This window comes from Streptomyces sp. NPDC025638, from assembly GCF_055558775.1.
On record NZ_JBVHLX010000015.1, the window covers coordinates 188,302 to 201,957 of the forward strand.

Annotated in this window: 12 protein-coding genes; 8 read left to right on the plus strand and 4 right to left on the minus strand. The window is 72.2% G+C overall.

The genetic code is table 11. The features are described from left to right. The first annotated feature begins 155 nt into the window (after positions 1-155). Entirely contained in the window at positions 156-1,541 is a 1,386-nt protein-coding gene (locus ACZ4EG_RS34375) for a transcriptional regulator (protein ID WP_453551552.1), read from the plus strand. Positions 1,542-1,834: 293 nt separating this feature from the next. Next, positions 1,835-3,355, plus strand: coding sequence for a hypothetical protein (locus ACZ4EG_RS34380; protein ID WP_467793424.1), 1,521 nt, complete (start codon positions 1,835-1,837; stop codon positions 3,353-3,355). A gap of 69 nt (positions 3,356-3,424) precedes the next feature. Here the strand turns inward: ACZ4EG_RS34380 and ACZ4EG_RS34385 are convergent, their stop codons facing one another. Beyond that, positions 3,425-4,741: an ABC transporter substrate-binding protein gene (locus tag ACZ4EG_RS34385; protein ID WP_453551549.1), complete on the minus strand. Its 1,317-nt coding sequence runs from the start codon at positions 4,739-4,741 to the stop codon at positions 3,425-3,427. Between the two features lie 117 nt (positions 4,742-4,858). Here ACZ4EG_RS34385 and ACZ4EG_RS34390 point away from each other — a divergent pair, with 117 nt between their 5' ends. Both ACZ4EG_RS34390 and purU read left to right on the plus strand, forming a co-directional pair. Beyond that, positions 4,859-5,359, plus strand: a complete 501-nt coding sequence (locus tag ACZ4EG_RS34390) for an SCO4402 family protein (protein WP_453551546.1) — start codon at positions 4,859-4,861, stop codon at positions 5,357-5,359. A gap of 46 nt (positions 5,360-5,405) precedes the next feature. Then, positions 5,406-6,287 (plus strand): formyltetrahydrofolate deformylase, encoded by an 882-nt coding sequence (gene purU, locus ACZ4EG_RS34395; RefSeq protein WP_467793391.1) that lies wholly within the window; start codon positions 5,406-5,408, stop codon positions 6,285-6,287. Positions 6,288-6,468: 181 nt separating this feature from the next. Here purU and ACZ4EG_RS34400 read toward each other — a convergent pair whose 3' ends face one another. Continuing rightward, complete coding sequence (locus ACZ4EG_RS34400; RefSeq protein WP_467793392.1) at positions 6,469-7,893, minus strand: maleylpyruvate isomerase N-terminal domain-containing protein; 1,425 nt, start codon at positions 7,891-7,893, stop codon at positions 6,469-6,471. Then, complete coding sequence (locus tag ACZ4EG_RS34405; protein WP_363298311.1) at positions 7,890-8,462, minus strand: sigma-70 family RNA polymerase sigma factor; 573 nt, start codon at positions 8,460-8,462, stop codon at positions 7,890-7,892. The genes ACZ4EG_RS34400 and ACZ4EG_RS34405 overlap by 4 nt, the downstream gene beginning before the upstream one ends. 322 nt (positions 8,463-8,784) lie before the next feature. Here ACZ4EG_RS34405 and ACZ4EG_RS34410 point away from each other — a divergent pair, with 322 nt between their 5' ends. Next, positions 8,785-9,159 (plus strand): STAS domain-containing protein, encoded by a 375-nt coding sequence (locus ACZ4EG_RS34410; protein WP_453551538.1) that lies wholly within the window; start codon positions 8,785-8,787, stop codon positions 9,157-9,159. A gap of 149 nt (positions 9,160-9,308) precedes the next feature. Further along, positions 9,309-9,818 carry an EF-hand domain-containing protein gene (locus tag ACZ4EG_RS34415; protein WP_467793393.1) on the plus strand — a complete coding sequence of 170 codons (510 nt, stop codon included), beginning with the start codon at positions 9,309-9,311 and terminating at the stop codon, positions 9,816-9,818. Here ACZ4EG_RS34415 and ACZ4EG_RS34420 read toward each other — a convergent pair. After that, positions 9,797-11,314, minus strand: coding sequence for a class I adenylate-forming enzyme family protein (locus ACZ4EG_RS34420; RefSeq protein ID WP_467793394.1), 1,518 nt, complete (start codon positions 11,312-11,314; stop codon positions 9,797-9,799). The two genes, ACZ4EG_RS34415 and ACZ4EG_RS34420, sit on opposite strands and share 22 nt — an antisense overlap. A 135-nt stretch (positions 11,315-11,449) precedes the next feature. On the opposite strand from ACZ4EG_RS34420, the gene ACZ4EG_RS34425 reads away from it, so the two are divergent. Both ACZ4EG_RS34425 and ACZ4EG_RS34430 read left to right on the plus strand, forming a co-directional pair. Further along, complete coding sequence (locus tag ACZ4EG_RS34425) at positions 11,450-12,583, plus strand: acyl-CoA dehydrogenase family protein (RefSeq protein ID WP_467793425.1); 1,134 nt, start codon at positions 11,450-11,452, stop codon at positions 12,581-12,583. Between the two features lie 8 nt (positions 12,584-12,591). Continuing rightward, the gene (locus tag ACZ4EG_RS34430) at positions 12,592-13,461 is read left to right on the plus strand and encodes an acyl-CoA dehydrogenase family protein (protein WP_467793426.1); all 870 of its coding nucleotides are present in this window, start codon (positions 12,592-12,594) and stop codon (positions 13,459-13,461) included. The last annotated feature ends 195 nt before the right edge of the window (positions 13,462-13,656 follow it).

Consider the following 13,656-nt stretch of genomic DNA (forward strand, 5'->3'; position numbering starts at 1 on the left):
AGGAACCGTGGCGTGGGCTGGGTAGCCACGTGTGGGGGTCGGCAGCAGCCTTTACCCCGGCAATCCTCGCATGTCCCGCATTTTCGTTATGTCCGCGGGGCATCGATCTTCACGGCCGGATCTTTCCGCTTCAGGGGTTCGCAGGGGGTAATGCCATGGCCGCGAGGCCTCTCGTCGCGCGACAGCCGAACGAACGGCTGCAGGCGCTCATCCAGGAGGCGGGGTGCTCGAACGCCGGGCTCGCCCGCAGGGTCAACATGTGCGGTGCCGAGCACGGTCTCGATCTGCGCTACGACAAGACGTCCGTGGCCCGCTGGCTGCGCGGACAGCAGCCGCGGGGCCGGGCGCCCGCGGTCATCGCCGAGGCGCTCGGCCGCAAGCTGGGCCGTACGGTCACGATCGACGAGATCGGCATGGCCAACGGCAAGAACCTCGCCTCGGGCGTGGGTCTCCAGTTCTCGCCGACGGTACTGGGGGCCATCGAGCAGGTCTGCGAGCTGTGGCGCAGCGACGTGGGGCGGCGGGACTTCCTGTCCGGCTCCTCCGTCGCCGCGTCCGCGCTCGTCGAGCCCAGCCGCGACTGGCTGATCTCGGCGCCGGACTCGCAGGTGGCGCGTCAGGCGGGACCGCGCGTGGGGCACTCCGACGTGGCGGCCGTCCGCGCGATGACGCAGGCACTGACCGACCTCGACCACCAGTACGGCAGCGGGCATGTGCGCCCGGTCGTCGTGCACTACCTCAACAGCGTCGTCTCCGGGCTGCTCGCCGGCTCCTACCGGGAGGCGGTCGGCCGCGATCTGTTCGCCGCGGTGGCCCGGCTGACCGAGCTGGCCGGGTACATGGCCGTCGACACCGGCCAGCCGGGGCTCGCCCAGCGCTACTACATCCAGTCCCTGCGCCTGGCGCAGGCCGCGGGCGACCGCGGGTACGGCGGCTATGTGCTGGCCGCTTCCATGAGCCACCTCGCAGCGCAGCTCGGAAACCCGCGGGAGATCGCGCAGCTCGCGCGGGCGGCGCAGGAGGGGGCGCGGGGGCGCGTGACCCCGCGCGCGGAGGCGATGTTCTTCGCGGCCGAGGCCCGCGGCCATGCCCTGCTGGGCGATGCGCGGGCCGCCCAGGTGGCGTCCGGGCGGGCGATCACCGCCATGGACTCGGCCGGCGCCGACTCCGGGGACGACCCGGCCTGGATCGCGCACTTCGACGAGGCCTACCTGGCCGACGAGCTGGCGCACTGCCATCGCGACCTCGGGCAGGCCGAGGCGGCGGCGCGGTGCGCGGAGCAGTCGCTGGCCGGGCATCCCGAGAAGCGGGCGCGCAGGCGGGCGATCGGTTATGTGTTGCTCGCCACGGCGCAGGTGCAGCAGCGCGAGATCGAACAGGCGTGCAGTACGGGCATGAAGGCGGTCGAACTCCTGGAGACGCTCCGCTCCAACCGGGGCGCGGAGTACCTGGAGGACTTCCAGCAGCGGCTGGAGCCGTACCGCGACGAGCCCGTGGTGCGGGAGTTCGGAGCGCGGCTGGACGTGCAGCAGGCCGCGTGAACAAGCGCCCTGTGGCTGCGTGAACGTGCGGGAAACGACCCGTTTATACGCAGAGGACACACAGGAGGTGCCATGAACAGCGCACCACGGGGCACTTTTGTTACTGCTGTCACAGGGCGCAAGATCGCGCATTGAGCTGCGTGGCACCCGGCTCGGGGGACCCGGTAGCGTGACCCGACGATTCCGAAAGTCCCCCATTCGTAGGAGTCCCGGTGACGCAGAGTGGACAGGGCGAGCCCGCGCGCGAAGGCATCGTGCTGCCCTCCGACGGCGGCGATCCCGTGCTGCCGGGAATGGCGGCCCAACCCGCCCCGCGTCCGGCAACCCCGGCCGGCCGGCCCCCGGCCGTGGCCCCGACCGGCGGCCAGGCCTGGGGTCAGCCCTGGGGTCCCGACCCGCAGCAGGCCCCCCAGCCCGGCGAGGGCTGGCCGCCCGCGGCGGCCCAGGAGTGGGGCACCCCGGAGCAGCCCGCCCCGTGGAACCCGCAGGGCGCCCCGGCCACGCCCGGCGCCGGTCCGCTGCCCCCGGAGGGCGCGCACGCGACGTACGGCGGCGGCCAGGACGCGGGCTACGGCTCGCCGCAGCCCTACGGCTCCGGGCAGCAGCAGCCCTACGGCTCCGAGCAGCACCAGCAGCCGTACGCGCAGAACGGCCAGGCCGCCCAGCCCCTGCCGCCGGCCGTGCCCGACGCGTACGCCGGGCAGGGCGCCGGAGCGGGTGCCTACCCGCCGGCCGCCGCTCCCGTGGACGAGGGGGCCACCCAGTACATACCGCCGGTCCCGGCGGCCGGTCCCGCTCCCGTGGACGAGGGAGCGACCCAGTACATACCCCCGGTGGCAGCGGGTGCGATGCCGCCCGAGGCCGCCTCCGAGGAGACGCGGTTCCTGGGGCGCGCGACGCAGCCCGCCGCCCACCCCGATGCCCAGGCCACGCAGTACATCGCGCCGGTGACCGATCCGTACGGCGGAGGGGACCGGCAGCCGCCGTCCGACTTCGACAACCTCTTCCGCAGCGGGCCCGGGGGCGGCGCCCCGGCCGGAGCCACGCAGCAGCTGCCGCGCGTCCAGGACGCCCCGGGCGGCTACCCCGGGCAGCCCTCGTACGCCTCGCCGGGACTCGGTGGCGGGCGGCGCGGGGACTACGCGGACCATGACGACAACGGCGGCCGCGGCGGCCGCGGCGGCCGTAGCGGCTCGAAGGTGCCGCTCATCGCGGCCATCGGTGTCGGCCTCGCCGTCCTCGGTGTCGGCGCGGGCGCGATGCTCAGCGGCGGTGGCGGCGGTGACCAGAGCGACGCCAACAAGAACGTGGCCGCCTCGGCCCCCGTGACCGGCGAGTCCTCGCCCGCGGCCACCGACCCGGCCCAGCAGCAGGCCGTCGCGCTGGACAAGCTGCTCGCCGACAGCGGCAGCAGCCGGGCGTCGGTGATCAGGGCCGTGGCCAATGTGAAGGCCTGCAACAACCTGGACACGGCCGCCTCGGACCTGCGCGACGCCGCCAAGCAGCGCAACGAGCTGGTCACCCGGCTGTCGAAGCTGTCCGTCGACAAGCTGCCGAACAACGCCGCGCTGACCGCCGCCCTCAACAAGGCCTGGCAGGCGTCCGCGGCGGCCGACAACCACTACGCGGCCTGGGCCGACCAGATCTCCGGCAGACACGGCTGCAAGCACGGCCAGGCCCGCAGCACCGGCCAGACCCAGGCGGGCAACCGCGAGAGCGGCACCGCCAGCGCCCAGAAGGTCACGGCGGCGCAGCTGTGGAACACGATCGCCAGGAAGTACGGCCTCACCCAGCGCCAGCCGACCCAGCTCTGAGCGTGCAGGGCCCGGGTCTCCCGGGCCCTGCCGTCGGCGGGACCCAGGGCCTGATCCGCCGGACAGGCCCTAGCCGAGGTCCGCGTTCTCCAGTGTCGTCGTCACGTCGACGACCCCGGCCTTCTTGGCCGACACCAGCCGGCCCTCCCGTACGACCTGGAGGGTCACATGGGCGTTGACCAGGCGGGCGAAGCCGACGCCGGCGAGCTTGCCCGTGTAGCGCTGCCACTGGAGCGTCGGGGTGAGGCCGCCCGTGGTGACCTTGAGGCCGTCGTCGAGGGTCCGGCGCACGGTGTCCGCGCTCACCTCACCGGTGCCGATCCGCTCCAGGACGGCCTTCAGGACGGTGTACGCGATCCACGTGGTCTGCACTCCGGCGTCCGCGGGGTCGATGCGGTTGTCGCCGAAGGCCTCCTCGTTGATCACCTTCTTCATCCGGTTCCAGCGGGCGTCGGAGGTCACCGGGTACCAGCCGGTGATGTAGGACCCCTCGTACGGGCTGTTCGCCCCGCCCGTCGAGTTGATCACCGTCTGGTCGACGCTGCCGAGGACGGTCGCGGTCTTCACCGACGGGAAGTCCTCGCGGGCACGCCGGAAGGAGTCCATGAAGGTGTCCGTGCGCTCCCCGAGCGCGGGGACCACGCACCCCTTCTTCACCGGGTCCTTGGTCGACTCCTGCAGGGCCCGCTCCGACGGTATGCCGTACTCGGTGGAGTCCTCGGCCGCGAGCAGGTCGTCCGCCGGCGTGTGGCCGCCCGACTTCAGGCCCGAGTCGAGCAGCGGGGGCAGCTCGTCGCCCGCGATGCTGTCGGGCCGGACCAGCGCCACGGGGCCGCAGTTCGCGGCGAGCGCCTTGCCGAGGCCGGCCAGGAGCGTGGGCTGGCCGCCGTTGACGGGGTAGGACGTGACGCTGGTGAACTCGTCGTTCGTCACGCCGTACCCGCCGATGTACGGGATGCCCGCGCTCTCCAGCGGGGCCAGGTAGGTGTCGCCGAACTGGCTGTAGGAGCCGACGACCGCGACCACGTTCTCGTCGACCGCGCGCTGGGCGCACTTCGCGGCGTCGACGCTGTCGTTGTGGTCGTTGCAGTACAGGACCTTGAGCTTGCGGCCGTTGATGCCGCCGCGGGCGTTGATCCAGCGGGCGTACGCTGCGGCCATGGCCGGCATGCCCGGCTTGTTGGTGGCGTTGGTGTTCTCGGGCGCCCAGGTCATGACCTTGATCGGGTCATCCCCGGAGCCCCCCGCGGCACCGGGGATGACCCCGCAGCCGGCGGTCAGCGCGGCACACGCCACCAGAGCGCCCGCGGAGAGTGCGGATGCTCTTCTGACGGGGCGGGTGAAGATGGGGAAGAAGGTGCTGCGCGAGTATCGCCTGCCGGTCATGGACAAGCACGATTCCGTCACATCGCTAACCCGGGAGTGACCCTTGGTCAACGAAGGGTGACACCCAGGTGAATTACGGGGGCCGATGAGACGCCTGGGACGAAGAACGTACGATCGGTGACCGTGCAAGGTTCGGAGAACTCTTCCCGTCGCGGCCGTCGCTCATCCACCATGGGCGGCATGCCACTCAACGACATGCCGTGGTGGCGCTGGCGCAGCAATGTGCGCTCCGCGCTGCACATGCTCTCCGATCCGGTCTTCCAGCGCGAGGTCTGGCTGGCCGGCGTGGACGGATACGGCGACGTGACCGACGCCGTGTACCGGCTGGTGGAGGACACCTGGCTGGACAGCTGGTCCGCCGAGAAGTACGTCGGCACGATCTTCCGGGACTCGCAGGAGGCGGCGCTCATCGACACCGCCGTGCTGCGGGTGCTGCGGATCATGCACCAGGTCGGGCCCGACGCGCCGGTCCAGGCCTACGTCGAGCACCATGCGTGGCCGGAGGCGGTGCGGGCGGCACGGGACGCGCACGTCCGGATGTCGGCGAGCGACGGGGAGGACCCGGACGCGCCGCCGCGGAGCCTTGAGGTACTGCGGATAATGACGCGGTCCGCGTAGCGGACTGCGATCCGCGGGGCAGGGCCGGTATGGGACCCTGTGCTGCATGAGTGAGCAGTCCGGCCGAGCCGCGGCCCCCGCCGACCAGTACGTCCTCACCCTCTCCTGCCCGGACAAGCAGGGCATCGTGCACGCCGTGTCGAGCTACCTGTTCATGACCGGCTGCAACATCGAGGACAGCCAGCAGTTCGGCGACCACGACACGGGACTGTTCTTCATGCGCGTCCACTTCTCGGCGGAGCCGCCGGTGACGGTGGACAAGCTGCGGGCGAGCTTCGCGGCGATCGGTGACTCCTTCCAGATGGACTGGCAGATCAACCGGGCCGACGAGAAGATGCGCATCGTCCTGATGGTCAGCAAGTTCGGCCACTGCCTGAACGACCTGCTGTTCCGCGCCCGTATCGGTGCGCTTCCGGTGGAGATCGCGGCCGTGGTCTCCAACCACACGGACTTTGCCGAGCTGGTGGGGTCGTACAACATTCCCTTCCATCACATTCCGGTCACCAAGGACACCAAGGCGCAGGCCGAGGCGCAGCTGCTGGAGCTTGTCCGCGAGAAGAACGTCGAGCTGGTCGTCCTCGCCCGCTATATGCAGGTCCTCTCGGACGACCTGTGCAAGCAGCTCAGCGGCCGGATCATCAACATCCACCACTCCTTCCTGCCGAGCTTCAAGGGCGCCAAGCCGTACCACCAGGCGCATGCGCGGGGCGTGAAGCTGATCGGCGCCACGGCGCACTACGTCACCGCCGACCTCGACGAGGGCCCGATCATCGAGCAGGAGGTCGAGCGCGTCGGCCACGATGTCACTCCGGACCAGCTGGTCGCCATCGGCCGCGACGTGGAGTGCCAGGCGCTGGCGCGGGCCGTCAAGTGGCATGCGGAGCGACGGATTCTGCTGAACGGGCGCCGGACGGTGGTGTTCGCCTAGGAGCTCGGGGGGTCTGCTTCGCGGGCGGCTGCGGGTGCGTGGGGGCCGTTCGCGCAGTTCCCCGCGCCCCTCAACGTGCGGCCGCCTCAAGGGGCGCGGGGCTCCGTCGATATGCGGCTCCGCCGCGTGGGCGCGATCAGCCACAGACGACCCGCGGCCGCCCGCGAGCGGCAACCGCCCCCTACATCCGGCTCAACGAAGCCGCCGCGAACAGGACGTCCCTGATCGCCTCCCGGTCGCCGACCTGACCCGCCGCCGCTTCCGCCGGAGGCACATGGCCCGCGGCCAGGCGGCAGAACTCGGCGCCGTCCAGGGCGACATGGGCCACCTCGTGATCGGCGGAGCCCACCGCTCCCGGGGCGTCGAGCGGGATCAGCCACTCGCCGCCGCCGCAGCCCTCGATCTCCAGGCGCAGGCTGCGGCCGGGCGCGCCCGCGGTGACCAGATGGCGGGCCGCGCCGGGCGAGGCCAGGCCCGCGCGGCGCCTGGCCGCGAGAACGGCCGGGAGCATACGGGCCGCCAGGTCGACCATCTGGTTCAGATGGCGCGGCGAGGGCGTTTCGTACGGGTAGTCCACCGCCTCCGCGATGTCGTCCGCGTGCACCCAGCACTCGAAGGCCCGGTCGAGCATCGCGTCGCGCAGCGGCAGCTCGAAGTCGCCGTACGGAACGGTCAGTTGTCCGCCGCCGGTGAAGGACACGGTCCGTACGATGCTGTGGCTCTGCTCGCGCCACGGCGCCCGCACGGAGCGGGTCGGCGGGAAGCGCGAGGCCGTCCAGAACGCCTCGGTGCGCGCGGCCGGGGTCAGCGGTGTCTCTCCCTCCGCCTCGCCCAGCGGGTCCTCGAGGCCCAGCGCGACCGCGACCAGGCCGTCGACCGACATCAGGTGCGCGATCACCCCGGCGACCGTCGTACGGCGGCTCGTCGCCACGTCGCGCTCGAACCACCGCAGCCGCACCGGCGCATGCCACTCGGCGTCGCCGATGTCCTGGAGCAGCGCGTCGAGACGGGCGGTCTCGGCGTCGTACGGTGTCGTCCACTCGGGCACCGGGATGGCCGGTTGCCGGCGCTCCAGGCAGCTCTCCAGGACCCGGGTGCGCAGCGTCGGATCCAGGTCCAGGCTCTCCGGCTGGTGCAGCAGACCGACCGCCGCGCGCAGCCGCAGCGCCTCGTCCGCGCACGTGCCGCACTCGCCGAGGTGCTCCTCGACGGCCGCCGCCTCCGCGGCCGAGCAGGCGGCCAGCGCCCACGCTCCGAGCAGCGACTTCAGGACGTCGTGCGGCAGTACCAGTGGGGCCGGTGCGATGCCGGAGGGCTCGGGCAGCGGCAGCCCGCTGTCCTCGACGGAGATCCGGGGCATCGGTATGCGGGGCGGCCGGCCCGGGTTCCTGCCGTCGCCGTTCCCGCCGTTGCCGTTGCCGTTGCCGTTGCCGCTGCCGCCGTTCCCGCCGGGGCCGCCCGGCTCCGACGGCCGTGCGTCGCCGCTTTCGGCGCCCTGACCGTCGTACTCCGTGCCGTGCTCGTTCTCGTCCTGGAAGTCGTCGTCGAAGGGGCCGTCGTAGCCCTCGTCCTCGTCGTACGCCTCGAAGCGTCCCGCTCCGCTCACAGCGCACCCCCGTATCCCCGCGGCCGGCCGGCGTCGTGGGCGGTGGACAGCAGCTGCAGGCCCAGGCGGAGCCGGCGGCGGGCCTCGTCCTCGGTGACGCCGAGGTCGACGGCGGTCTGGCGGTAGTCGCGGCGCTGGAAGTAGGCCAGTTCCAGGGCGGCGCGCAGCGGGGTGGGCATGGAGTGGACGATGTAGTCGGCGCGGGCGGCGACCGAGGCGTGGTGCACCTTGCGCTCCAGCTCCTCCGTGGAGCCGGTGTCGCCGCGGGTGAGCGCGGCGGTCTCGGTGGCGCGCAGCCGCTGTACGGCGAGCCGGTGGGTCAGCGCGGCGACCCAGGAGCGCAGGGGACCCTGCCTGGGGTCGTAGGTGTCCGGGTGCTCCCAGACGTGGGCGAAGACGTCACGGGTGATGCCGTCGGCGGCGCGTTCGTCGCCGAGGACGCGGTGGGCGAGGCCGTGCACGAGCGAGGCGAAGCGGTCGTAGAGCTCGCCGAGGGCGGCCGCCTCGCCGCGGGCGAGCCGCTGCTGCATCTTGCGGTCCCAGCGGGGCGGTGCGTCCTTCTTCGCCATCCGGCCTCCTCCCCATGTCCGCGTCCAGCCTGTGTCCACCGTCTCCTCGAATGTAGTCGGCACCTTCGGGAGCGCACGCCCCTTTGTGCCAATGTGCGCCCCCTGAGAGGCCGCGGGTGGTAAGGGATCGCTGTGCTGCTGCCCAATCCTCTTCCGATCGAACAGGATCGATAGTGACCGAAACAAGACCCTTGCCGATCGCCATCGGTTTGTTACCCGGGGTTTCAGGGAACGGCCGCTGGGCAGCCGCGCGGAAAGAAACGTAGGAACTGCTTCCATTTCCGGGCGGTTCCATGAGATCCGGCGAGCGGAGGGCTGGGCCGTGGCATTCAAGGTGACCGGCATCGAGCGGGGCGACTGGGCCGTGCTCCGGGTGTCGGGCGAACTGGACCTGGTGACATCACCGGTGCTGCGGCAGCGGGTGCACGACGTGGTGGCCGAGGGTCATCACGCCCTGGTCCTCGACCTCTCGGAGGTCTTCTTCTGCGACTCCAGCGGCGTCGGCGTACTGATCGCCGCCCGCCGCCTGATCCGCTCCTGCCGCGGCAGACTACGGCTGATCCTCCCCGCCCTGGGCACGGCGGACGGCTCCCACGTCAACCGGGTCTTCGCCGCACTGGGTGTCCGCCGCCTGTTCGACGTCTACCCGGACCTGGAATCGGCAACGACGGAAGACACGGAACCACTGTCGGCCTGAGCCCGCAGGATCAAGCCATTGCCACACTGTTGTCTCAGAATTCCCCCGGTCTTGGCACAACCGTCGGTTTTCCGTCCCCAGGTGGGGCGCAGCGTCGTACGCTCCCGATCAGACGTACCCCGACGTGACGTAAGGCGGCCCGGAGAGACATGGTCAGCAGCGAGTACGAGCGAAGGATCACCGCCCGGTTCGCCACCTTCGACCAGGACGGCAACGGCTGGATCGACCGTGAGGACTTCAGCGGAGCGGCCAAGGCGCTGCTCGCCGAGTTCGGGACCGCGGCCAGATCCGACAAGGGGCAGGCCCTGTACGCGGGCGCCGAGGCGTTCTGGCAGGGCATGGCGGGCATCGCGGACCGCGACGGCGACCAGCGCATCACCCGCGAGGAGTTCGTGAACGGCGCGGTCAAGCGGCTGCACGACAACCCCGACCGGTTCGCCGAGATCGCCCGCCCCTTCCTGCACGCGGCCCTGGACCTCGCGGCCGCCCCGGACGGCACGGCCACCGTGGAGAACACCGCGCGGGTGCTCAGGGCCCTCGGGGTGCAGGACGACATCGCACGGACGACCGCCGGCGCGCTCGACACCGACGGCGACGGCAGGGTGGGCGAGGCGGAGATCGTGCCCGCGGTCGCCCGCTACTTCACCGTGTCCGAATAGCGCTCCCGCAGCTTGTACTTGAGCACCTTCCGCAGGGTCTCGTTGCGCGGAAGGGCGTCCACCACCTCCAGCTGCTCCGGCAGCTTGTGCACCGACAGCCCTTCCGCGCGCAGGTACGAGGTCACCGCGTCCAGGGTCAGCCCGGCGGCCTCCGCCGGCTGTGCCGCCGCCTCTATCACCGCGCACACCCGCTCCCCGCGCTCGGCGTCCGGCAGGCCGATCACCGCCACGTCCCCGACGGCCGGGTGCCGGTGCAGCAGGTCCTCGATCTCCTTCGCGGAGATGTTCTCGCCCTTGCGGATGATCACGTCCTTGGACCGGCCCGTCAGCACCAGATGACCGCTGTCGGTCAGCTGCCCGAGGTCGCCGGTGCGCAGGAAGCCCTCCTCGTCGAAGGCCTTCGCCGTCTGCGCCGGGTCCAGATACCCCTGGCAGACGGCCTCCCCGCGCAACCGCACCTCCCCGTCCACGATCCGGATCTCCATCCCCTGCGGCGGCCGCCCCTCCGTCGTCGCGAGGTTCTCGGCCGTGTCGTCCGGCGACCCCATGGTGATCATCGGGACTTCCGTCATGCCGTACCCGTGCGTGAGCTGCACCCCCATCTCGCGGACCACCGCGTGATAGACCTCCGGCGGCTTCGGCGCCCCGCCGCCCGCGAGCAGCCGCAGCGTCGGGATCACCTTCTCGCCCGGCTGTTTGCGCTGCTCGGCGAGGAACATCGAGTAGAACGCGGTCGATCCGCCCGCCACCGTCACCCCGTGCCTGCGGTACCCCTCCAGCGCCCGGGGCAGCGCGAACTGCTCGAACATCACCGCGGGGAAGCCGTAGAGCAGGAGCATCACCGTGTAGTCGGGCCCGGCGATGTGCGCGTACGGGAACGCCATCGAGCCCACGTCCGCCGCCGACAGATGCAGGGCGTGGGCGAGGCAGGAGCCGCCCGCGATCAGTGAGCGGTCGGTGTGCAGGACGCCCTTGGGGTCGGAGGTGGTCCCCGAGGTCCAGTAGATCCAGCGGACCGAGGTGCCCTCGGCGGGCGGGGCGGGGAGCACCCCGGGATCGCCGTCGGGCAGGTCGTCGTACGCCTCGAAGACCCCCTTCGCGCCCAGCCGCCGCGCCATCTCCGTGTGGTCGAAGCCCCGCCAGGTGCCCGGTACGGCGAAGAACTCCGCCCTGGACTCCCGCAGCGCGAAACCGACCTCCCGGTCCCGGTAGAACGGGATGACGGGGGACTGCACGGCGCCCAGCCGGGCCAGCGCGAAGGACAGCACGGCCGTCTCGATCCGGGTGGGCAGCTGCCAGGCGACGACCGTGCCGGGCCGCACCCCCATGCCGTACAGGCCCGCCGCCACCCGCTCGGCGCGCCCGCGCAGCTCCCCGAAGGTCAGCGCCCGGTCGTCCTGGAGGAACACCGGCCGGTCGGGGGTGAGTTCGGCGCGGCGCACGACCAGGTCCCAGAGCGTGCGGGACGTGCTCAGTTCGTGTGCGGTGACGTTCATCCCGGCATCCTCCGTCAAGCTGACGCTACGTCAGATCGTGTGGCAGAGCGTAGGGCCGGGCGCCTTGTCGGTCCAGAGGTGCGGGGCTAGCCTGCCCGGAGTATCTGACGAAGTATCAGATAAGTGGGGGCCGGAATGGACCTGTCGTACACGCCCGAGGAGGAGGACTTCCGGGCCCGGCTGCGGGAGTGGCTGGCCGAGGTGCTGCCCGGCCTGCCGCCGAAGCCGTCCCCCGACGACTGGCCGGCACGGCGCGCGTACGACCTCGGGTGGCAGCGGACGCTGTACGACGCCGGGTACGCGGAGGTGCACTGGGACGCGTCCCCCACCGTACGGCTGATCTTCCTGGAGGAGACGGAACAGGCGGGCGCGCCCTACGTCGGGGCGAACTTCGTCGGGCTGCTGCACGCCGGGCCGACGATCGCCGCCGAGGGGACGCCCGAGCAGCGGGCCCGCTGGCTGCCGCCCGTGCTGCGCGGCGACGAGGTGTGGTGCCAGGGGTTCAGCGAGCCGGACGCCGGCTCCGATCTCGCCGCACTGCGCACGCGCGCGTGGCGGGACGGCGACCACTACGTGGTGAGCGGGTCCAAGATCTGGACCTCGCACGCGGAAGTCGCCGACTGGTGCGAGCTGTTGGTGCGCACCGACCCCGCGGCGCCCAAGCACCGGGGCATCACCTGGCTGGCCATGCCCATGGACGCGCCGGGCATCACGGTACGTCCGCTGCGCACCCTCGCCGGGTCGGCGGAGTTCGCGGAGGTGTTCCTGGACGAGGTGCGGGTGCCGGTGGCCAACCGGGTGGGCGCCGAGAACGACGGCTGGCGCGTGACCATGGTGACGCTCTCCTTCGAGCGCGGCACGGCCTTCGTCGGCGAGGTGGTCGCCTGCCGTCGGGTCCTGGGCGAACTGGCCCGTGAGGCCCGCAAGAACGGCCGCTGGGACGACCCGGCGCTCCGGCGCCGGCTGGGCCGGCTGAACGCCGAGTTCCGGGCGCTGTGGCGGCTGACGCAGTGGAACGTGAGCGAGGCGGAGACGGGCGGCGGGGTGCCGGGCATCGGCGGCTCCGTCTTCAAGCTGAGGTACTCGCACGCCCGCCAGGAGCTGTACGACGCGGCGGCGGACGTACTCGGCGCGGAGTCCCTCGACCTCGGCCGGCCCTGGGTCCTCGACCGCCTCTCCTCCCTCTCGTACACCATCGCCGCCGGCACCTCGCAGATCCAGCGGAACATCGTGGCCGAACGCATCCTCGGACTGCCGAAGGGGCGGTGACACGCACCATGCGCTTCCAACTCACCGAGGACCAGCGCGCGTTGCGCGACGGTGTACGGCAGCTGCTGGCCCGGCGCTTCGACGCGGACGCGCTGCGGGCCGCCGTGGCCGCACCGGGCCTGGACCGGGCGCTGTGGCGCGAGCTGGGCGAGGCGGGCTTGTTCGCGCTGCGGCTGCCGGAGGCCCGGGGCGGGGTCGGACTCGGTCTGCCCGAGACCGTGTTGGCCTTCGAGGAGGCCGGGCGGGCGCTGCTGCCCGGGCCGCTGGTGGCCACGCATCTCGCGGCCGGGACCGTGGCCGGCGCGGCGACCGGGGAGACGGTCGTGACCGCCGTCGACGGCGGCCCGGTGGAGTGGCTGACGGAGGCCGACGTGGTGCTCGGGGACGCCTCCGGGGCCGTGCCGCTGCGGTCGGTGGACCCGCTGACCCCGCTGCACCGGGTGCCGGACGCCCTCCCGGCCGCCGCCGACCCCGTCGCCGTGCTCCTCACCGCCGCCGAACAACTCGGCACGGCCACGCGCGCGTGCGAGCTGGCCGTGCGCCACGCCCGGACGCGAGAGCAGTTCGGGCAGCCGATCGGGGCCTTCCAGGCGGTCAAACACCTGTGCGCGGAGATGCTTGTACGCGCCGAGACGGCCCGGGCGGCCGTCTACGCGGCCGCCGTCACCGCCGACCCGGTGGACATCGCGGCGGCCCGGCTGCTCGCCGACGAGGCCGCCGAACGTGGCGCCCGCGACTGCCTCCAGGTGCACGGCGGCATGGGCTTCACCTGGGAGGTCGAGGTGCATCTGCATCTGAAACGGGCCTGGGTGCGGGCACAGCGTGGCGGCATGACCGCGGAGAGTGAGGAGCTGCTCGCCCTGGATCTGCTGCGCTGAGACGCCCGAACCACCCCTGGGCTGCGGCAACCGTGTGGTGCGTGCGGCGGATGTCGCGGATCGTGGCATACCGGAACTACGGAGCGTTGATACCGGGTTGTGTCCAACGCGTAACTCGTCACGGCCTGGAGTCGGCTGTCCGCTCCGGTACCTTCTGTGGGATGCGAGTGGTTCCGAGCACGCGCCATGCCGGTG